Source organism: Nonomuraea solani, from assembly GCF_900108335.1.
Lineage (GTDB): Bacteria > Actinomycetota > Actinomycetes > Streptosporangiales > Streptosporangiaceae > Nonomuraea > Nonomuraea solani.
The window spans coordinates 722,120-741,594 of record NZ_FNVT01000001.1; the positions used below are offsets into that span (position 1 = coordinate 722,120).

At 71.6% G+C, this 19,475-nt stretch carries 19 protein-coding genes; 9 read left to right on the plus strand and 10 right to left on the minus strand.

The window, feature by feature from the left end; translation table 11 throughout:
* Positions 1-32: 32 nt before the first annotated feature.
* From C4V41_RS03240 to C4V41_RS03265, 6 genes are read right to left on the minus strand one after another with little or no spacing between them, the layout of a single operon-like run.
* Positions 33-2,309, minus strand: a complete 2,277-nt coding sequence (locus C4V41_RS03240; RefSeq protein ID WP_103954183.1) for a family 43 glycosylhydrolase — start codon at positions 2,307-2,309, stop codon at positions 33-35.
* The gene (locus C4V41_RS03245) at positions 2,306-3,775 is read right to left on the minus strand and encodes a sulfatase-like hydrolase/transferase (RefSeq protein ID WP_103954184.1); all 1,470 of its coding nucleotides are present in this window, start codon (positions 3,773-3,775) and stop codon (positions 2,306-2,308) included. Before C4V41_RS03245 ends, C4V41_RS03240 begins: the two co-directional genes overlap by 4 nt.
* Entirely contained in the window at positions 3,772-4,740 is a 969-nt protein-coding gene (locus C4V41_RS03250) for an aliphatic sulfonate ABC transporter substrate-binding protein (protein ID WP_103954185.1), read from the minus strand. The genes C4V41_RS03245 and C4V41_RS03250 overlap by 4 nt, the downstream gene beginning before the upstream one ends.
* A gap of 27 nt (positions 4,741-4,767) precedes the next feature.
* Complete coding sequence (locus C4V41_RS03255) at positions 4,768-5,547, minus strand: ABC transporter ATP-binding protein (protein WP_103954186.1); 780 nt, start codon at positions 5,545-5,547, stop codon at positions 4,768-4,770.
* Entirely contained in the window at positions 5,544-6,353 is an 810-nt protein-coding gene (locus tag C4V41_RS03260) for an ABC transporter permease (protein WP_200823712.1), read from the minus strand. The genes C4V41_RS03255 and C4V41_RS03260 overlap by 4 nt, the downstream gene beginning before the upstream one ends.
* Positions 6,350-7,576, minus strand: coding sequence for an ROK family transcriptional regulator (locus C4V41_RS03265; protein WP_103954187.1), 1,227 nt, complete (start codon positions 7,574-7,576; stop codon positions 6,350-6,352). The genes C4V41_RS03260 and C4V41_RS03265 overlap by 4 nt, the downstream gene beginning before the upstream one ends.
* Before the next feature lie 256 nt (positions 7,577-7,832).
* Between C4V41_RS03265 and C4V41_RS03270 the strand changes: the two genes are divergently transcribed.
* Entirely contained in the window at positions 7,833-8,843 is a 1,011-nt protein-coding gene (locus C4V41_RS03270; protein ID WP_160150151.1) for a BtrH N-terminal domain-containing protein, read from the plus strand.
* A 68-nt stretch (positions 8,844-8,911) separates the two neighbouring features.
* Positions 8,912-11,728 carry a beta-galactosidase gene (locus C4V41_RS03275; RefSeq protein ID WP_103954189.1) on the plus strand — a complete coding sequence of 939 codons (2,817 nt, stop codon included), beginning with the start codon at positions 8,912-8,914 and terminating at the stop codon, positions 11,726-11,728.
* Positions 11,729-11,734: 6 nt separating this feature from the next.
* On the opposite strand, the gene C4V41_RS03280 is transcribed toward C4V41_RS03275, so the two are convergent.
* Positions 11,735-12,067, minus strand: coding sequence for a putative quinol monooxygenase (locus tag C4V41_RS03280; protein ID WP_103954190.1), 333 nt, complete (start codon positions 12,065-12,067; stop codon positions 11,735-11,737).
* Positions 12,068-12,183: 116 nt separating this feature from the next.
* Here C4V41_RS03280 and C4V41_RS61645 point away from each other — a divergent pair, with 116 nt between their 5' ends.
* Genes C4V41_RS61645 through trpA form a run of 6 tightly spaced genes read left to right on the plus strand, consistent with a single transcriptional unit; the run spans position 12,184 to position 16,337 of the window.
* On the plus strand, positions 12,184-12,336 hold the full coding sequence (locus C4V41_RS61645; protein WP_160150152.1) for a hypothetical protein: 153 nt from the start codon (positions 12,184-12,186) through the stop codon (positions 12,334-12,336).
* Positions 12,329-12,421, plus strand: coding sequence for a TfoX/Sxy family protein (locus C4V41_RS63940; protein WP_235029880.1), 93 nt, complete (start codon positions 12,329-12,331; stop codon positions 12,419-12,421). Before C4V41_RS61645 ends, C4V41_RS63940 begins: the two co-directional genes overlap by 8 nt.
* Positions 12,418-13,737 carry an LLM class flavin-dependent oxidoreductase gene (locus C4V41_RS03285; protein ID WP_200823713.1) on the plus strand — a complete coding sequence of 440 codons (1,320 nt, stop codon included), beginning with the start codon at positions 12,418-12,420 and terminating at the stop codon, positions 13,735-13,737. The genes C4V41_RS63940 and C4V41_RS03285 overlap by 4 nt, the downstream gene beginning before the upstream one ends.
* On the plus strand, positions 13,734-14,252 hold the full coding sequence (locus C4V41_RS03290; RefSeq protein WP_103954191.1) for an NADPH-dependent FMN reductase: 519 nt from the start codon (positions 13,734-13,736) through the stop codon (positions 14,250-14,252). The genes C4V41_RS03285 and C4V41_RS03290 overlap by 4 nt, the downstream gene beginning before the upstream one ends.
* Before the next feature lie 34 nt (positions 14,253-14,286).
* Positions 14,287-15,498 (plus strand): tryptophan synthase subunit beta, encoded by a 1,212-nt coding sequence (trpB, locus tag C4V41_RS03295; protein ID WP_235029881.1) that lies wholly within the window; start codon positions 14,287-14,289, stop codon positions 15,496-15,498.
* Entirely contained in the window at positions 15,495-16,337 is an 843-nt protein-coding gene (gene trpA / locus C4V41_RS03300; protein ID WP_103954193.1) for a tryptophan synthase subunit alpha, read from the plus strand. Before trpB ends, trpA begins: the two co-directional genes overlap by 4 nt.
* Before the next feature lie 284 nt (positions 16,338-16,621).
* On the opposite strand, the gene C4V41_RS03305 is transcribed toward trpA, so the two are convergent.
* The gene (locus C4V41_RS03305) at positions 16,622-17,416 is read right to left on the minus strand and encodes a GntR family transcriptional regulator (protein WP_103954194.1); all 795 of its coding nucleotides are present in this window, start codon (positions 17,414-17,416) and stop codon (positions 16,622-16,624) included.
* A 108-nt stretch (positions 17,417-17,524) separates the two neighbouring features.
* On the opposite strand from C4V41_RS03305, the gene C4V41_RS03310 reads away from it, so the two are divergent.
* Positions 17,525-18,748, plus strand: coding sequence for an endonuclease/exonuclease/phosphatase family protein (locus C4V41_RS03310; protein WP_407669904.1), 1,224 nt, complete (start codon positions 17,525-17,527; stop codon positions 18,746-18,748).
* On the opposite strand, the gene C4V41_RS61650 is transcribed toward C4V41_RS03310, so the two are convergent.
* Positions 18,745-19,092, minus strand: a complete 348-nt coding sequence (locus tag C4V41_RS61650; RefSeq protein WP_160150153.1) for a hypothetical protein — start codon at positions 19,090-19,092, stop codon at positions 18,745-18,747. The two genes, C4V41_RS03310 and C4V41_RS61650, sit on opposite strands and share 4 nt — an antisense overlap.
* Complete coding sequence (locus tag C4V41_RS03320) at positions 19,011-19,283, minus strand: hypothetical protein (protein WP_103954197.1); 273 nt, start codon at positions 19,281-19,283, stop codon at positions 19,011-19,013. The genes C4V41_RS61650 and C4V41_RS03320 overlap by 82 nt, the downstream gene beginning before the upstream one ends.
* Positions 19,284-19,475: the final 192 nt, after the last annotated feature.

Genomic DNA, 19,475 nt, shown 5'->3' on the forward strand with positions numbered 1-19,475 from the left:
CCCTTCACGGAGCCCGCCACCGGTGTGCGCGATCAGTCCTGGTAGGTCCTGACGTAGTCGAACGCGGCCACCGCGCCCGACCGGTTCATCGAGAACAGGCCGATCTTGAGCTTGTCCTTGGCGGGCAGCGTCCAGACGCCGTTGCGCACCCAGCGAGAGCCGTCCCGGCTGGTGGCCGCCCTGACCTCCGTCTCGTTGTTCGCCGCGTCATGGTGGTACGACAGCCGCAGCCACATCGTCTCCGCCGCCGGCCCACCGAACATCGGGGCGTTGGCCACCGCCATCGGCGGGGTGGTCGTCGGCCGCTCGCCCTCCTTGGCGAACTCGCTCATCCGCAGCAAAGCCCCGTTTCCCCGGGACAGCGGGATGGCCGAGTGGGCCATCTTGAAGTAGCGGTCGTCGTTCTCGTACAGCAGGATGCCGGCCTGCTGGTTGCCCTGCGCCGGCGCGAAGCGCAGCTTGGCCTCCACCGTGTAGTCGCCGTCAGGGGCGTCCCTGAGCAGCACCGACGCCGTGTTGTTGGCCTGGTGCAGCTCGGCGTTCTGGGTCGGCCACGACAGCGCGCCGCCGGACACCGTCACCCCGGCCGCCGGGCCGCGGACCCAGCGCCACGCCGCGTCCACCGCCGAGCCGTCGAACTCGTCGCTGTGGGCGGGCAGCGACGTGCCCTGCCGGGGCTCGGGGATCCGTTGCGTGACGGGCGTGTAGAGCCTGGCGGCGCCCACGTTGTCGGCGTCGGCCCGGCCGCGCGCGATCGCGCCGGCCGAGCCGGGCCGTGCCGCGGCCGCCGGCAGCGTACGCCGCTGCACCGCCACCGGGTCGCCCAGCTTGTCGGCGCTGACCTGCACCGACAGTTCGGTGCCGCGCAGCTCGGCGACGACCGTGTGCCAGGTGCCGTAGTCGAAGCCGGCCGGCAGCGCCGTCACGGTCTCGCCGCGGCTCTGGCCGCCGGCCACCACGTCGGTGACCAGGGCGCCGCGCTGCCGGTCCAAACGGGCCGACACGTGGTTGCCGCGATCGAAGAAGGCGAGCGTCAGCCCGGCCGCGCCGGACCCGGTGACCCGCACGTCGGCCTGCGCGCGCACGTCGGCGACCGCCGTCTTGCGGCCGGTGACCAGGTAGCCGGTGCCGGTGCCGAGGTGGGACACGTAGCCGTGCGGGTCCTGCGCGGATCTGGTCGTCCAGGAGCCGCCCTCGGTACGCCAGCCGGTCGTCGAGCCCTCGCCGAACGTGCCGCCCACGTCGTACGAGGTCACCGGCGCCGGCTGCGCGCCCTCCGACGGCCCGGCCCCGGCGCGGACCACGGGCCAGCCGTCGATCCAGTCCAGGCGGTCGATCAGCAGCGGGCGCCTGCTCAGGTTCGCCCGCGCCCCGGTGACCGGCCCGAAGTCCGGGTCGGCCGTCGAGATCGCGTGGTAGACCAGCCAGTCCTGGCCCGCCAGGTCGGTCTGGAAGCCGCTGTGCCCCGGCCCGGCCCACTTGTTGCCGTTGGAGCCGGCCACGATGGCGCCCTTGCTGGTCAGGGCCATCAGGTCCACGCCCTCGTCGTCCGTGAACGGGCCGGACGGGCTGGTGGAGCGGCCGACCTTGACCTGGTAGCCGCTGAAGGCGCCGTCGCAGCAGCCGGCGTCGGAGTAGAAGATGTAGTAGAAGCCGCCCCGGCGGACGACGTAGCCGCCCTCCATGCGGCGGCCCCTGGCCACCTGCGTGGCCGTGCCCTCCACCAGGGTCGCGCCGGCGTTCATCCGCGCCACGCAGATGACGTCGTAGCTGCCCCAGTACATGTAGTTGGTGCCGTCGACGTCGGTGAACTGCGCCTGGTCGATGTGCCCGGTGGGGCAGGTGGACTGGGTCGCGGCCGGCAGGATGTCGCCCCGGTCCGTCCACGGCCCCGCCGGCGTCGGCGCGGTCGCCAGGCCCAGGTCGCCGCTGGCGAGCGAGTAGTACAGGTGGTAGGCGCCCTTGATGTAACGGATGTCGGGCGCCCAGAGGCGCGCGCCGTCGTGCCAGGCGGGCTTCGTCGCCGGGGTGAACACCTCACCGGCGTACTCCCAGCTCACCATGTCCTTCGAGCGCAGGATCGGCAGGATGCGCTCGCCGTCCTCGCCCTTGCTGTTGAACACGGGGTTCTGGGTGCCGTAGGCGTACCAGAGGCCGTCCCTGGCGTGGATCATCGCCGGGTCGGGGAAGGTGTCGACCGTGCCGGCCGACACCGGGTTGGAGTACGTGGGGGGTGCCGCCGCCGCGGCCGGTAACGGGCTGACGATCAGCCCCGCCAGCAGCGCGGAGATGCCGAGGAAGGTCCTCATGGGGAGGGTTCTTCTTTCTCGAAGGAGCTCAGCGTGGGGTCGTAGTCCAGGGCGCCGATGTCGTACATGGGCGTCATCCAGTGGTAGAAGTTGTCGCCGCGCTCGCGCAGCAGGTCGTACAGCCTGCGGCTCAGGCGGCGGCGGACCGGGGCCAGCTCCGGGTGGGTGTACCGGTTGCTCAGCTCGTGCGGGTCGCGCCGCAGGTCGTACAGCTCGTTGACCGACTCCGGGTTGACGATCAGCTTGTAGCGGTCGTCGCGGATCATGCGTTGCGGGTACGGGAAGTGGTGGCCGTGGAACTCGGCGAGCAGTTCGGCGGGCCACTCGGGGTGCTCGCCGCTCACCAGGGGGACCAGGCTGCGGCTGTCCACGGCGGGCTTGGTGTCACAGCCGGCCAGTTCGAGGATCGTGGCGGTGCAGTCGGTCAGGTTCACGAACTCGTTCCTGACCTGCGGCTCCTGGCCGGGGATCCGGACGATGCCGGGGATGCGGTAGATGTCCTCGTACATGGCCGGGCCCTTGTCGTGCAGGCGGTGGGCGCCGGTGAACTCGCCGTGGTCGGCGGTGAAGAAGACCGAGGTCCGGTCCGTCAGGCCCAGCTCGTCCATGCGGTCGAGGATGCGGCCGATCTGCTGGTCGATGAGGGTGACGTAGCCCCAGTAGACCGCGATCAGCTTGCGGGTGACCTCGATCGGGATCGTGTCGAACGTCCAGTGCGCGCTGTAGTTGCGCTGCACCGGCGGCTTGCCCTCGAACGTCTCCGCGATCGAGACCGGCAGCTCCACCAGGGCCGGGTCGTACATGTCGAAATACTCGTCGGGCAGCAAATACGGCAGGTGCGGCCCGAAGAAGTGCGTGGCCAGGAAGAACGGCCGGCCGTCCGCCGCGTACCGCTCCAGGTGCTCGATGGCCCTGGTCGCCAGGTAGTGCTCGAACGTCGCCTCGACCGGCTGGTGCAGCCGCGCCGCCAGCAGGTTGCCCTGGTTGCCGTTCGGCGTGGTGCCCCTGATCAACTCCGAGATCTTGTACGGCGGCAGCCCCCGCTCCTCCAGGTAGGCCAGGTAGTCGGGGTGGTCCACCGGGTTGTGCCAGCCCGGCAGGTCGGGCCCGTCGAAGCCGTACGAGGCGGCGTTGCGGCTGGTGCCGCCGTGCCACTTGCCGATCAGCCCGAGCTGGTACCCACGTTCCTTGAGCGCCTCCGGGAAGGTGAACGCGTCCTCCCGCAGGTCCTCCAGATAACCGACGTTGCGCTCGTAGTTCGCCAGCAGCCGGTGCCGGAACGGCGCCTGCCCGGTGAGCAGGCTGGCCCGCGCGGGCGTGCAGATGGCCGTCGGCGTGTAGAACCGATCGAAGCGCGTGCCGCTCGCGGCCAGCCGGTCCAGGTTGGGCGTGGCCACGTGCGGGTTGCCGTAGCAGCCCAGGGTGTCGACGCGGTGCTGGTCGGTCATCAGGAACAGCAGGTTCACTTGGAGAATGCCTTTTCGTAGAGGTCACCGGTGTAGTACGTGGCCGGGTCGGGCTTCGACTTGAGCTGGCCGGTGCCGACGAAGAAGTCGCCCAGGCTGTTCAGCCACTTGGCCACGGTGCCGTCCTTGGTCTTGGCGACCAGGTCGGCGGTGGTCATCGTCTGGACGTTCGCCGCGTCGGCCTTGACCTTGGCCGCGTCCAGCTTGAGCAGCGCGGCCGCCTCGGTGATCGACTCCTCGGGGTGCGCGGCCCGCCAGTCGTTGGCCTCCTGCAGCACCTTGATCACCTTGCTGGTGAGCGCCCCGTCCACACCGGTGCCGCCCACGAACGCGGTCGGGAACGAGCTGTCGGGGAACTCCTTGGTGCTGGCCAGCTCGGTCGTGCCGGGCACCTTCTGCTTGATCGTGTCGATCAGCGGGTACCAGATCCCGGCGCCGTCGATCTGCCCGGCGGCGAACGCCGACACGACGGTGGCCGGGTCCATGGGCACCTTCTGGATGTCCTTGACCGTCATGCCGGCCTTCCGCAGCGCCAGGTTGAGCACCATGTCGCCGGACGTGCCCTCCGGCACCCCGACCTTCTTGCCCTTGAGGTCCTGGAGGCTGTTGACGCCGGGCCGGCCGATGACGCGGTCGGCGTACGCCAGGGTGTTGATCGCGACGACCTTGGCCTTGCCCGAGGCGGGCAGCCACATCGCGCCCGGGCCGATGTAGCCGAAGTCGAGGTCACCGGCGCCGAGCGCCTGGATCTGCAGCGGCCCGTTGGTGAAGACCTTGATCTCCGGGGTGAGGCCCTGCTTGTCCCACAGGCCCTGCTTCTCGGCGATCGCGAGCAGGCTGGCGCCGTTGTAGTCGCTGATGTAGCCGAACCTGACCGTGGAGCCGTCGTCGGAGCAGGCGGTCACGGACAGTGCTATGAGGCTCACCGCCGAGGCGGCCGTCAGGGCGCGACGAAGAGAACGCATGGCGGATCAGTCCTTTCTGGGGGAGGTTCAGGCCGCGGACGCGGCGGGAGCCTGGTGGTAGACGGCGTGCCAGACCTCGTTGCGGATGCGCCCGAACTCGGGCGACAGCCGCATCTCCTCGGTCCTCGGGTAGGGCAGGTCCACGTCGATGACCTGCTGGATGCGGCCTGGCCTGGCGGCCATCACGATGACCCGCCTGGCCAGGTAGACGGCCTCGTCCACGTCGTGGGTGATGAACATGACCGTGCGCTGCTCCTGGCTCCAGGTGTCGAGGAGCTGGTCCTGCAGTTGCACCCGGGTGAGCGCGTCGAGGGCGCCGAACGGCTCGTCCATGAGCAGGACCTGCGGGTTGACCGCGTACGCGCGGGCGATCGCGCAGCGCTGCTTCATGCCGCCCGACAGCGTCTTGGGCAGCGCGTCGGCGAAGTCGGACAGCCCGACCAGCTCGATCGCCCGCTCGGCCCGCCGCCTGCGCTCGCCGGCGGGCAGCTCCATGAGCTTCAGGCCGAACTCGACGTTCTTGCGCACGGTCAGCCACGGGAACAGCGCGTACTGCTGGAAGATCACCCCACGGTCGGGGCCAGGGCCGGTGACCGGCCTGCCGTCCACCAGCACCTCGCCCGCGCCGGGCTCGACCAGCCCCGCGGCCATGCTCATCAGCGTGCTCTTGCCGCAGCCCGAGGGGCCCACGACCGTGACGAACTCGCGGTCGGCGATGTCCAGCGACACGTGGTCCAGCGCGACGAAGGTCTCGTCCTTCATCGGGTAGGTCTTGACCACGTCCCTGAACGAGATCTTGGCGTTCATCGGCGCTCCTGCCAGTCGGTGAGGCGGCGCTCGGCGAGCAGCAGCAGGCGGTCCATCAGCAGGCCGAGCACGCCGATGGCGATCAGGCCCACGAAGATCGTGGACAGGTCGTAGTAGAGCTGGGCCTGCTGCATCCGGAAGCCCAGGCCCTCTTGGGCGGCGATCAGCTCGGCGGCGACCAGCGTGCCCCAGGCGGAGCCGAGCCCGACCCGCATCCCGACCAGGATGAACGGCGTGGACGCGGGCACGACGACCTTGAGGAAGATGGTCCGGTCGGAGGCGCCGAGCACGCGGGCGGCGTTGATCAGCGTCTTGTCCACGTCGACCACGCCCTGGAACGTCGCCACGACGCTGGACAGGAACGACGCCAGGAAGATCACGAAGACCTTCGGCACCTCGCCGATGCCCATGAGCACGATGGCCAGCGGGATGATCGCCAGCGGCGGGATCGTGCGGAAGAACTGCACGTACGGCTCCAGCAGACCGCGCGCGGTGGCGTACCAGCCCATCAGGAAGCCGATCGGGATGGCCAGCAGCGTGCCCAGCAGGAAGCCGAGCAGCACCCGGCGCAGGCTGGCCAGCGCGTCCAGCACCAGCGTGCCGTCGGCGAGCAGCTCGCCCGCCTTGGCCGCCACCTGGAGCGGATTGGGCAGCCCCTGCACGCCGATCGTGGCCAGCAGGGTCCACACGAGGAGGCCGGCGACGACCGCGATCAGGTTGAGCGCGATGGCGCGCCGCGAGCGCGTGGGGCCGCGCCGCACGGCCGGAGCCGTCGGCGACTTGCCCAGCGCGGTGAGCTGGGTCATGGGGTCCTCGTCTGATTCAAGATCGGGTCCTCCGCGAGATCCGGGCCGGCCGGATAGCGAGCGAGCAGGGGGGATTCGTGCAGCACGAGCGCGATGCCGCCGAGCGCGCCGGCGGCCTCGCCGAGCGTCGCCCGGCGCAGGCGCACGCGGTGCCGGGAGACCGGCATGACGTGCTCGGCCAGCGCCCGCTCGACCGGATCCAGCAGCGGGGCGCCGGTCGCCGCCAGCTCGCCGCCGATCACGATCACGCTGGGGCCGATCGCGTTGCACAGGGCCGCGAGCACCTCGCCGATCCGCGCGCCGACGCCGTCCAGCAGCCACAGGGCCGTCTCGTCGCCGGACTGGACGGCCTTGATCAGCTCAGGCACGTCGTCGGCGCGGCCGCCGGCGGCGCGGTAGGCGTCCAGCACGGCCCTGATCGAGGCGACGGTCTCCAGGCAGCCGGTGCCGCCGCAGCCGCAGCGGGCGCCGCCCGGCTCGACCGTGATGTGGCCGAACTCGCCGGACAGGCCGTACGCGCCGCGGTGCAGCGACCCGCCGACCACCAGGCCGCCGCCGACACCGTGGGAGAGGCGCAGGTACAGCACGTCCTGGCCGCCGGCGGCGGCGCCCCAGATCGCCTCGCCGAGTGCGGCGAGCCGGGTGTTGTTGTCCAGCAGCACCGGGACGCCGAACCGCTCGTGCAGCAGCAGTTGTACGGGGTGCGGCGGCGGATCCTCATCGTCCTCGGGCTGTTCAGGGCCTTCGACGGGGCCCACGACTCCGACACCGATCGCGGAGAGGGCGCCCAGGCGCAGCGCACCCGACCCCGTGCCGGTCAGGGAGCCGATGAGCCGTTCCGCCAGCTCGACCCGCCCTTCCCAGGGCAGGTCGGCCGCGTGCGGCTCGCTGGCCGAGCCGACGATCTCGTGCGCCAGGTTGACGGCGGCGACGTGCAGCCCGCGACGGGTGAAGTCGATGCCGATCGCCTGGCCGGCGTCCGGGTTGAGGGTCAGGGTCTCGGCCGGCCTGCCGCGCCCGCGCGGCGCCTCCTGCTGGGTGGCGGTGACCACGGCGCCCGCGGCGACCAGGTCTGCGAGGATGTCGTAGAGGGTCGTGCGCGACAGCCCACAGCGTTTGCCCAGCTCGCCCCGGCTGAGCGGGCCATGCTTGCGCAGCAGCCCGAGCACGAGCTCTTCGTGCCCGCGCCGGAGCTGCGACAGGGGGCCAGGCGGTTGTGACATGACGCAGAGTCTGCCCACGCCACGCATTTTCGTCAATAACCCGGAAAAAACATTCTCGCCTCGTCCGGGGTAAGGTGAGGACCGGCGCCGTCCCGCGCCCGACCTCCTGACCGCGCGCCCACGCCGCGCGGCACCGCGGAGGCAGAGGGGATCGATGTCCTCGGGGCGACGTCTCGATCGTCACGGGTTCTCTGGACGGCGGGCCGTGCGGCCGGAGCGTGGGTCCTTCGCGCGGGGTCGCCTCGGGAGCACTGTCATGACCGGCCACAAACACCTCAAGCGCCGCGTACGCGACCGCATGGCCAAGACCGGCGAGTCCTACACCACCGCCCTGCGCCACGTCGCCGGCCGCGCGCGCCACCACCACGAGTCGGCGCTGCTGCGCCACGTGCTCGGCGGCGGCCACTCCGAGGCCATGCTGCTCGGCCTCGGCGGCGGCATCGGGTTCATGTACTTCGTCTTCGAATACCAGGGCCATCCGCCGATGCTCACGATCGTCGCCCAGGCCCACCCCGCGCCGATGATCCCCCTCGCGCTGACCAGGGCGGGAGCCCCGCACGAGATCCGGCGGACGGGCTCGGCCAAGGTCGCCGAGCGCAACCTGCGGGCCGCGCTCGACGCCGGGCGGCAGCCCATGTGCCGGGTCGCCCGCCACCTGCTGCCGTGGCGGGACGCGATGCCGTTCCCCGACCCCGTGGACGTCGCCGTGACCGGGCTGTCCGGCGACGTCGTCCGGGTGCGCGACGACGCCACCGCCGACCTGCCGCTCAAGGACTTCCTGGCGGCCTGGTCGGCGGTGCCGAAGGAGAAGCACCAGCTCATCGAGATCACCGGGCCGGCGGCGGGGGAGCCCGACGTGGCCGGGGCGATCGCGGACACCGCCGCCAAGCTGACCGGCCCGGTGCTCGGCAACGCCTTCGACGTCAACTTCGGGCTCTCGGGCATGCGCAAACTCGCCGCCCAGCTCGCCGACACCAAGGGGAAGCAGGGCTGGACCCGCAGGTTCGCCGACCCTGGCCCGCTGCTCGACCGGCTGAGCGAGTGCCTGGAGGTGGAGTACACCGCGCCGGGCGCGACCCGGCCGCTCTACGCGGACTTCCTGGCCGAGACCGGCCGGGCCGAGGCGGCGGCGGTCTACCGGGAGGCGGGCGGGCAGTGGTCGCGGGTGGCCGTGGCGGCGGCCGCGCACACGCCGCCGCCGGAGCTGGCCGCGATGGTGGCCGACGCCGTGCTGCTGGAGGAGCGCGGGGTCGCCCTGCTCCGTTGACTTTTGTTTGGATGGTCGCCAAATTAAAGGGGCGCGTGCCGTTCCGAGCCGACCCCTGGAAGGCGACCATGAGGCGCTTGTTCCCGGTGCTCCTTGCCCTGTTACTGACCTGCGTGGCTGTGCCGGGCCAGGCTCGGGCCGCGGGCGAGGTGACCTACGACGAGCACTCGCTGATGGTGGACGGGCGCCGGATCGTGCTGCAGTCGGCCGAGTTCCACTATTTCCGGCTGCCCAGCCAGGAGTTGTGGGAGGACGTGCTGGAGAAGTTCAAGGCGGCCGGGTTCAACGCCGTCTCGCTGTACTTCTCGTGGGCCTACCACTCGCCCCGGCCCGGTGTGTACGACTTCACCGGCGTGCGCGACGTGGACCGGCTGCTGCGCACCGCCGAACGGGCGGGCCTGTACGTGATCGCCAGGCCGGGGCCGTACATCAACGCCGAGAGCACCGGCGGCGGCTTCCCGGCCTGGCTGAAGACGGTGCCGGGCCGGGCGCGCAGCTTCGAGGCCGGGTATCGCGAGGCGTACCGGGAGTGGCTGCACCGGATCAATCCCATCATCGCCAGGCACCAGGTCACCGAGGGCGGCCCGGTGATCCTCTACAACGCGGAGAACGAGTACCAGGTCAACACCGACGCCGCGTACATGCAGGACATCCAGGACCAGGCCCGCGCCGACGGCATCGAGGTGCCGATCACCACGAACGACTGCTGCGACGCCGGGTCCTGGAGCTCGACCTGGGCGACCGGGCCCGGCGCGGTGCAGATCCCGGGCGTGGACGACTATCCGCAGTCCTTCGAGTGCGCGAACCCGGAGCTGTGGGGGCCGTGGGGCGAGGGCCTGACCGAGAAGCTGCGCGACGACATCCCGGTCTTCGCCGCCGAGTATCAGGCCGGGGCCATCGACCTGGGCAACGCCGGATACGAACGCTGCCGGGAGCTGACCGGGCCGGCGTTCATGAAGTTCTTCTACAAGAACAACCTGATGCGGACCGGCGCGACGATGTTCTCGTACTACATGGGGTACGGCGGCACGAACTGGGGCTGGCTGGCCCAGCCCAACGACGTCTACACCTCCTACGACTACGGCGCCGCGATCACCGAGGCCCGGCAACTGACGCCGAAATACGATGAGTTCAAGCGCCAGGGCCTCTTCCTCCAGGCGGTCACCCCGCTGGCCAAGACCGGCGCGGTGCCCTCGCCCGCGACCTCGGGCAACGCCGCGCTCACCACCGTGGCCCGGGCGAACCCCGACACCGGCACCCAGTTCGTCCTGGTCAGGCATGAGGACCGGGCGGCGACGAGCACCGACGAGACCATCCTCGACTGGGCCGCGCCCGACGGCCGTCACCAGGTGCCGGTCCAGGTCAAGGGGCGTGACGCGCACGTCCTGGTCGCCGGGTACGACCTGGGCGGCCAGCGCCTGGCCGTGTCCAGCTCGGAGATCATGACCCACGCCGCCATCGGCGGGCGGGACGTCGCCGTCCTGTACGGCACCGCGGGTTCGCCGGGCGCCACGGTGCTGCGCTACGCCTCCCGGCCTACGGTCAAGGTGCTCGAAGGGCGGGTGCGGGTTACTTATGACGAAGGCGACCTGCGCCTCGACTACGCCCACGAAGGGCTGGCCCGGGTGCTCGTCACGGGTGGCGGGCGGCGGCCGCTGCTGCTCCTGATCGGCACCGACGAGACGGCCGCCGAGTTCTGGCGGGCCGAGACCGCCGCCGGGCCCGTGCTGGTCCGCGGCACCGAACTGGTCCGCTCGGCCACCTCGTACGGCGACACCGTGCGCCTGGCCGCGGACACGAAGGCCGGCCCCGTCGAGGTGTTCACCCCGGCCGACCGGCTGCGGATCGGCCAGGACGAGATCCGGGTCACCCGCACGCCCAGCGGCTCCCTGCTCGGCGCCACCCGCGCGCCCGGGCAGGCACACCTGCCCGCGCTGACCGGCTGGCGCGCGCACGCCGAGTCGCCGGAGGCCGCGCCGGGCTTCGACGACTCCCGCTGGACCGCCGCCGACCACACCACGACCGTCAGCCCGCACAAGCCGAAGACCCTGCCCGTCCTGTACGCCGACGACTACGGGTTCCACTACGGCAACGTCTGGTATCGCGGCCACTTCACCGCCACCGGGTCCGAGACCAGAGTCGACCTGAACGCCATCACCGGCCTGCGCGGCAACTACCTGGTCTGGCTGAACGGCCGCTACCTCGGCTCGGCGGCGGGCGGCGTGCAGGCGGACTCCGGCGACCAGGCGACCCCGCCCAACCCCGACCCGGGCCCCGGCCGCTTCGACATCCCCGACGGCCTGCTCAAGGCGGGGGCCGGCAATGTGCTGTCCGTCCTCGTCGCCACCACGGGCCACAACGACGACTGGATCGCCGACGACCTGCGCTTCAAGCAGCCCCGCGGCCTGGTCGCCGCCTCCGTCGGCGACACGCCGATCACCTGGCGGATTCAGGGCACCGCCGGCACGGACCGGCTCCGCGGCCCGCTCAGCACCGGTGGCCTGTACGGCGAACGCACCGGCTGGCACCTGCCGACATATCCCGATAAATCGTGGAACAGCGCCACGGGCACCCTGCCACCCGGCGTCACCTGGCAGCGCACCTCGTTCCGCCTCGACCTCCCCAAGGGCCAGGACGTGCCGGTCGGGTTGCGCTTCGGCGGCGACCCGTCGCCCGCGTACCGGGTGCTGATCTTCCTGAACGGCTGGAACATCGGCCAGTACGGCGCCGACATCGGCCCTCAGCGCGAGTTCTCGCTCCCCGCCGGGCTGTTGAACGAGCACGGGACCAACACCCTCGCCCTGGCCATCACCGCCGAGCAGCCGACGACGGGCCCAGGACCGCTCGGCCTGTTCGCCTACGGGAACGTCCGGAGCGGGCGCTGAAGGGGCTCAGCCCCGCTCCGGCACCCGCATCTCGCCCAGCTCGGACCAGTCGTCCTGCGGGACGGTGGCGTTGACGATGCGGGGCGTCTCGGCGAGGTAGGGCGGGAGCGTCTGCTGGGCCTGCTTGAAGTGCGCCGACCGCACATGCGCGCCCCCCGCGTCGCCGTCGCGGAACGCCTCCACCAGCACGTATTCGGCGGGGTCGTCGAGGCTGCGCGACCAGTCGAACCACAGGCAGCCCGGCTCGGCGCGGGTCGCCTCGGTGAACTCGCGGGTGATCTCCTGGAAGCGGTCGGCGTGCTCGGGCAGGACGCGGAACTTCGCGGTAATGAAGATCATCGAAGGGCTCCCTCGATCAAGCGGCGGGTACGGGACGAGACTATCGGCCGGATAATTTCCTATATCTCATGTAGGAAAAGTTGACTTTGTCGCGCCGGGCTCGTAGCTTCTTGCGCATGAGCCCGGACATCAAGATCAGTATCCGGAACGTCACCAAGACCTTCCCGGCCAGGGGCCGCGCCGAACCCCGTACGGCGCTGTCCGGCCTCGACCTGCGCGCGGGCGAGCTCCTCACGCTCGCCGGCCAGGCGGTGCCCGCCCATGGCTGAGACCTGGCCCGACGCCTTGGAGGGCCTCGAAGGCGACGTCCACTGGTACGACCTGCCCGACGACGAGGCGGAGGAGGACACGTGACGAGAAGGCTGCACCTGAACGCGTTCCTCATGGGCGTCGGCCACCACGAGGCCGCCTGGCGGCACCCGCGCACCGAGCCCGCTCGCCTCACCGACGTCCGCCACTACCAGGAGCTGGCCAGGATCGCCGAGCGTGGCAAGCTCGACTCGGTCTTCCTCGCCGACGGCGTGGCGCTGCAGGGCAACGTCGCCCACAACGCGCTCGGCGGGCTCGAACCCCTCACGCTGCTGTCGGCCCTGGCCGCCGTCACCGACCACATCGGGCTCATCGCGACGGTGTCGACGACGTACAACGAGCCCTTCCACGTGGCCCGCAAGTTCGCCTCGCTCGACCACATCAGCGGCGGCCGCGCCGGCTGGAACATCGTCACCTCCGCCGGCGAGGCCGAGGCCGGCAACTTCGGCATAGAGCGTCCCTCGCACGCCCGCCGCTACGCCAGGGCGGCGGAGTTCCTGGAGGTCACGCGCAAGCTGTGGGACAGCTGGGAGGACGGCGCGATCCTGCGCGACCGCGCGGCCGGCCGCTACGCCGACACCGGCAAGATCCACCCGATCGAGCACGCGGGCGAGCACTTCGCGGTGCGCGGCCCGCTCAACACCTCCCGCCCGCCGCAGGGGCATCCGCTGCTGGTGCAGGCCGGGTCGTCGGAGGACGGCAAGGAGTTCGCCGCCCACTACGCCGAGGCCGTCTTCACCGCCCAGCAGACCCTGGAGGAGGCGCGGGAGTTCTACGACGACCTCAAGGGGCGGCTGGCCGCGTACGGGAGGAAACCCGGCGAACTGCTCGTCCTGCCCGGCATCTCGCCGATCATCGGCTCGACCGAGCGGGAGGCGCTGCTGCTGGAGAAGGAGCTGGAAGACCTGATCATCCCCGCGTACGGGCTGGCGCAGCTCTCCCGCATGACCGGCCTGGACCTCACCGAGGGCGACCTGGACGGGCCGCTGCCCGACGTGCCCGCCGAGACGGAAGGGGCGCAGAGCCGCCGCAAGCTCGTCGTTGACCTGGCCAGGCGCGAACACCTCACGGTCAGGCAGCTCATCGGCCGGCTGGCGGGCGGACGGGGCCACCTCGTCATGGCCGGGACGCCGGAGCAGATCGCCGATCGGCTCCAGGAGTGGTTCACCGGCGGCGCGGCCGATGGTTTCAACATCATGCCGCCGATCCTGCCCGGCGGGCTGTCCGACTTCGTCGACCACGTGGTGCCGGAACTGCGGATCAGGGGGCTGTTCCGGCACGAGTACGAGGGCCGTACGCTCCGCGACAACTACGGCCTGGCCAGACCTCGCTCCCGATACGAACAGGCGGTGGCCTCATGAGCGGCATTGTCACGGTGGTCGGCAACCCCCGCGAGGGGTCCAGGACGCTGGCCGTCGCCGAAGCGGCGGCGCGGGCGATCGGGAGCCGCCTCGCGGCCGGCCCCCACGAGGTCGTGGACCTGTCGGCGCTCGGCCCGCACCTGCTCGCGCCCGGCGCGTCGCCCGGCGTGGAGGTGGCTTTGGAGCTGGTACGCGAGGCGGACGTGCTGGTGGTGGCCAGCCCGACCTACAAGGGCACCTACACCGGGCTGCTCAAGGCGTTCCTGGACCGGTTGCCGCCGGACGCGCTGGCCGGGAAGGCGGCGCTGCCGCTGCTGGTGATGGGGGATGCCAAGCATGCGCTGGCGGTCGAGGTGCACCTGCGGCCGTTGCTGGTGGAGCTGGGTGCGACCGTGCCGACGCCGGGCCTGGCCGTGCTCGAATCCCAGTTGCCGGCGCTCGACGACCTGCTGTCGGCCTGGGCCGATCGGGTCGTCCCGGCTTTGAGTCTGGCGAAGGGACCGTCCATCGTGTAGAACTGTTCTAGAAGACTAGAACACGCGATGGGTGGTGACGGTCGTGGGACTGTCCGGGCATGAAGGGCCCTACTTCGGCGAATTCGGCGGGCGGTTCACGCCGGAGGCGCTGGTGGCGGCGCTGGACGAACTGGAGGCGGCCTTCCACAAGGCGATGTCGGAGCCGGAGTTCCGCGACCGGCTCGACACGCTGAACCGCGACTACACGGGTCGGCCGAGCCTGCTCACCGAGGCGCCGGCGTTCGCCCGGCACGCCGGGAACGCGCGGATCCTGCTCAAGCGCGAGGACCTCAACCACACCGGCTCCCACAAGATCAACAACGTGCTCGGCCAGGCGCTGCTCACCGTGCGCATGGGCAAGCGGCGCATCATCGCCGAAACCGGCGCCGGCCAGCACGGCGTCGCCGCCGCCACCGCCGCCGCCCTCCTCGGGCTGGAGGCCGTGATCTACATGGGCGAGGTGGACATGCGGCGGCAGGCGCTCAACGTCGTCCGCATGCGCCTGCTCGGGGCCCGCGTCGTGCCCGTGACGTCGGGTTCGCGCACCCTCAAGGACGCCATGAACGAGGCCATGCGCGACTGGGTGACCAACGTCGAGCACACCCACTACGTGATCGGGTCGGTGGCCGGGCCGCATCCGTTCCCGGCGATGGTGCGCGAGTTCCAGCGGGTGATCGGGACGGAGGCGCGCGAGCAGGTGCTCTCGCTGGCGGGGCGGCTGCCCGACGTGGTGTGCGCCTGCGTCGGCGGCGGCTCCAACGCGATCGGCCTCTTCCACGGCTTCCTGGACGATCCCGGGGTCGCGCTGGTGGGGCTGGAGGCCGGCGGGGCCGGGATCTCGACGGGACTGCACGCGGCGGCCGTCTCCGGGGGGTCGCCGGGGATTCTGCACGGGACGCGGACGTACGTGCTGCAGGACACCCACGGCCAGACCCTGGAGAGCCACTCGATCTCGGCCGGGCTCGACTATCCCGGCATCGGTCCTGAGCATGCCTGGCTGCACTCTCTCGGGCGGGCCCGCTACGAGGCGGTGCCGGACGCGGAGGCCATGGAGGCGTTCGAGCTGCTGGCCCGTACGGAGGGGATCATCCCGGCGATCGAGAGCGCGCACGCGCTGGCGGGCGCGCTCAGAGAGGGACGGCGCCTGGGGCCCGACGGGCTGGTGCTGGTGAACCTTTCGGGGCGCGGCGACAAGGACATGGACACGGCGGCCCGGTACTTCGGTCTGGTGGAGGAGGGCGCATGAGCACGCGAACGACGCACTCCGGCGTGGAGACGACCGGGAACGTCACCGTGGGGTCGGTCATCGAACGGGCCAGGCGCGAAGGCCGGGCCGCCCTGATCGGATACCTCCCCGTCGGTTACCCCGACGTCGAGACCTCGGTGGCGGCGATGCGGGCCATGGTCGCCGGCGGGGTGGACATCGTGGAGGTCGGGCTCCCGTATTCCGACCCGCTCATCGACGGGCCCCTCATCCAGCGCGCCACCGAGGCGGCACTGGCGGGCGGGGTCACCCCGGAGGACGGATTCACCGCCGTCCGGGCGCTGGCGGGGGTGCCCGCGCTGGTGATGACGTACTGGACGCTCGTCGATCGGTACGGGGTGGACCGGTACGCGGCGGACCTGGCGGCGGCGGGCGGGGCCGGGCTGATCACGCCCGACCTGATCCCGGACGAGGCGGCGAACTGGCACGCGGCGGCCGACCGGCACGGGCTCGACCGCGTCCACCTCATCGCCCCCACCTCCACCAGGGACCGGATCGATGTGGCGGCCCGCTCGTCCCGCGGCTTCGTGTACGCGGCCTCGCTCATGGGGGTGACGGGGGAGCGGGACGCGGTGAGCGCGGGGGCACGGGCGCTGGTGTCCCGCGCCAGGGAGGTCACGGACCTGCCCATCTGCGTGGGTCTCGGCGTCAGTGACGGCGCCCAGGCGGCCGAGATCGCCCAGTTCGCGGACGGCGTGATCGCCGGCTCGGCCTTCGTCCGTGCCCTGGCGAACGCCCCAGACGTACCGACCGCCCTGTCCGCCGTCCAGGCGGTAGCCCACGACCTCGCGACCGGCGTCCGCCAACGCCCTCCCACCTGACCAACCCCCACCTAGCACCCCACCCCCGGCTCCCGCCTCAGCGGGCCGGACCCGGCTTCCGGCGCTCGGCCCAGCGGCTCCCACCCCACTTCCGGCCTGCAGCTCAGCGGACCGGGCACCCCGATCCAGCGCCCGGCTCGGCGCCTCGCCCGCCACCGCCCAGCGGGCCGGGCTCACCGCCGGCTCCTGCCCAATCCCCTATCTCGAAAGGATCGCGCCGAAGTGCGGTGGGGAAGGGAAAACGCGGTGGTGCGCCAGAATCAGGCCGAGCCAACGGGGCCGGGTCAGTGGTCGAGGCGCAAGGAGACGGCGGGTTCCGAGGCGTGGCGTTTGGTGGTGAAGGCCAGGTGGGAGGCGCACATCAGGGCCAGGTCCGCCAGCAGCGGCCGGTCCGTCGCGTCGTACGTCACCCGCGTGCTCATCAGCGCCGCACCCCCGGCGGCCCGGTGCAGCAGCGCCGCCTGGGCCTCCGACAGGACCACCGGTTTGATGGCCTCCGTGGCCCACTCCGGCGACCCCCCGCCCCGCTCCTCGATGAGCCGGTAGAGCGGCACCCGTCCCAGCTCGTCGCCGGACAGCTCGGCCGCCGGGCCCGGCGGGATGTAGGAGAGCTGGTGGATCACGGGCGAGCCGTCGACCTTGCGCAGCCGTTCGACGACGGTGACCTCGGTGTCCGGCGCGAGCCGCAGCTCCGCCGCCACCCATCCGGGCGCCGGCGCCCGCCGCACCCCCAGGAGCACCGTCTCCAGGTCGATGCCCTGCCCGGCGAGCCCTTCGGCCAGGCTGCCCAGGCTGTTGAGCCCGTACGGGATCACGGTTCCCGCCACGAACGTGCCCAGCCCGTGCCGCTGCTCGATGCGCCCCTCCGTGCTGAGCCGCTGCAGCGCCTGCCGCACCGTCATGAGGCTGACCCCGTAGTAGGTGCCGAGCTCTCGCTGGGAGGGCAGCGGCTGGCCGGGTTCGAGTTCGCCGCCGTCGATCTGGGCGAGGAGATGTCGGTAGATGGCCTGATATTTCGGCTCGCCACCCTGGGACCCCGTGAGGTGCGGCCGCGGCTTCCCACCCGATGACGTCGGCATGCCCCACCCCTTCCCTCGCCGGCTCCAACCTGCCCCGCCGGCTCCGACGAAAAAGCCTACTGGCGTACGCCGCCGGGAAATGCCATGCTCCCTCCGAGGTGAGGCATCGTGAGGATCTTCCGGTGTGTCCTGGCCGCCATCGTCGCGGCCGCCGTCGTGCCCCTGTGGACGAGCGCCGCCGAGGCCGCCGACCGGGTCAGGTTCGCCACCTTCAACGCCTCGCTCAACCGCGCCGCCGACGGGCAACTGGTCGCCGACCTGTCCACGCCGGACAACGCGCAGGCGAAGGTCATCGCCGAGATCGTCCAGCGGGCCCGCCCCGACGTGGTGCTCATCAACGAGTTCGACTTCGACGCCGGCGGCGTGGCGGCCCGGCTGTTCCAGGACAACTACCTGTCCGTGGGGCAGGGCGGGGCGCGGCCGATCGCGTACCGGCACCGGTTCACGGCCCCGAGCAACACCGGGATCGCCTCCGGCTTCGACCTCAACAACAACGGCGCCGTGGTGACCACGCCGGGCGCGGCCGGTTACGGGGACGACGCGTTCGGGTTCGGGGCCTTTCCCGGGCAGTTCGGCATGGTGGTCTACTCGCGTCATCCGATCGACGTGCGCGCCGTGCGGACGTTCCAGAGGTTCCTGTGGAAGGACATGCCGGGCGCGGCCCTGCCCGACGACCCCGCGACGCCGGCGCCCGCCGACTGGTACTCGCCGGAGGAGCTGCGGGTCTTCCGCCTGTCCTCCAAGAGCCACTGGGACCTGCCGGTACGCGTCGGGCACCGTACCGTGCACTTCCTGGTCAGCCACCCCACGCCGCCCACGTTCGACGGCGCGGAGGACCGCAACGGGCGCCGCAACCACGACGAGATCCGGCTGTGGGCCGACTACACCAGGCCCGGCGGGGGCGGCTACCTCTACGACGACCGCGGCCGGCGCGGCGGGCTGGCCCCGGGGGCGGCGTTCGTGATCGCCGGTGACCAGAACGCCGATCCGCACGACGGCGACAGCTACCAGAACGCGATCCGGCAACTGCTCGGCCACCCCAGGATCAACGCCGCGTTCGCGCCATCGAGCGCGGGCGCCGCGGAGGCCGCGGTGCTGCAGGGCGGTGCCAACACCACGCACACCGGCGACCCGAAGTACGACACGGCCGACTTCTCCGACACAGCCCCCGGCAACCTCCGCGCCGACTACGTCCTGCCGTCCCGGCGGCTGAAGGTGACGGGCGGCGGCGTCTTCTGGCCGGTGGCCGCCGACCCGCTGTCACGATTGACCGGCGTGTTCCCGTTCCCCAGCTCCGACCACCGACTGGTCTGGCTGGACATCAGACCCTAGCCCGACCGCCGCCGGCCTGGGTGGACGTCAGGCCCTGAGCCCGGCCGCCGGCCGGGCCGGCTTTTCGGGCTGGAGGTCAGGTTCTGGGCCGGGTCAGCGCTTGGGGGCCGGGGGAGCTGGATCTGGGCCTTGGCGGGGTCGAGCTTCGTGGTGACCGCGCTCGCGGGCGGTGTCTTGATCGACACCTTGGCGCCCCAGCCCGTGTAACGGGTCTCCATCGCGGTCTTGCTCAGCCCGACCTGGCCGGTCTCCAGCCGCGTGGTCAGCTTGACCGGTCCTTGACGCTCATCGACCCCTTGTACGTCGAGCCGCTCCGCTTGGAGCGTGCCAGCAGCGCCTTCCACGTGCTCGGGTCGGCGGCGTTGACGAAGTCGCCGAACATGGAGTTGATCCCGCTCGTCCAGCCCGGCGACTGCTTCCACCACGTCTTGCCCTCCGGCAGGGCGGTGCCCGTCAGGCCGCCTTTGACGTAGGACGTGCGGCCGATGCGGATCGTGCGCTCCGGCTTGGTCAGGCCACTGGAACGGCCGGCCATGGCCTCGGAGAGGCCGAAGTCGTCGACCGGCTTCTTGTCGTCGGAGCCGGAGGGGAGCTTGCCCGTGATGTCGGAGGCCGCGACGGGATGGTCGGACTAACACGACCCTCGTCTCCGCCAAGGCGCCGGCCACCGGTCCCGCACTTATGGCCCGCTTATACGCCGATATTTCGTACTTTACAAGATCTTGTC